Origin of the sequence: Protofrankia sp. CiT1, from assembly GCF_917627335.1 — a bacterium.
Lineage (GTDB): Bacteria > Actinomycetota > Actinomycetes > Frankiales > Frankiaceae > Protofrankia.
Map to the genome: position 1 here is coordinate 1 of NZ_CAKJTP010000149.1, position 674 is coordinate 674.

The 674-nt window shown below is 65.6% G+C and carries 1 protein-coding gene; it reads left to right on the top strand.

Features of this window, described 5'->3' with window-relative positions; translation table 11 throughout:
- Positions 1–307 precede the first annotated feature (307 nt).
- On the top strand, positions 308–674 hold a 367-nt coding region (locus MJ785_RS17880; RefSeq protein ID WP_239381879.1), incomplete at its 3' end, for a type III-B CRISPR-associated protein Cas10/Cmr2.

Sequence of the window (674 nt, forward strand, 5' to 3'; positions counted from 1 at the left end):
TGACCGACTCTGGGCTCGGCGGATCCGGCCTCGGGAAAGCCGGCCCGATCATGAGGGCCCGTTGAGCACGTCTTCCGGAATCTCGATACGGCCGGAGGTCAGGCGTCTGCCCGGGTGGTGACGCTGGATCGGAAGCCGGGCTGCGCGGACTTTCTGTAAGCAAGGTCCTACCCGCCGCGGTGGCCCCTGGGCGGTGGTGCTAGCGTTCCCATCACTTCGATGATCGAATATCGAAGTTCGTACGGGGATCACTGTTTGCGCAGAGATCATTTTTTGTATGGAAAGCTGCCGGCCGGACGGGGGGTCCATGGCGGACGGATACGTCATGTTGACGTTGGGTGGGGTCCAGGAGTTCATCGCGGCTTCCCGGCGTACAGCCGACCTGTGGACGGCGAGCAGGCTGATGTCCCGGTTGTGCCAGGTTGCCGTACGAGGAGTGACGGACGGCAACGGTGAGCCGGTGCTCCCGGCCGTCGCGGACGTCCCGGACGGGCTACCGAACCGGATCTTCGCGGTGGTTCCCGCCGGAGGCGCGAGAAGGCTCGCGGAGCGCGTGGCGCGGGACGTCCACGCGGAGTGGGATGCCTTGCGCACGGTGACCTTCACGAGTGTTGATGACGAGACGCGCACGAGTCTTGACACCTTCCCGGTCGTGCGGTGGGTCGTCTGGGAAC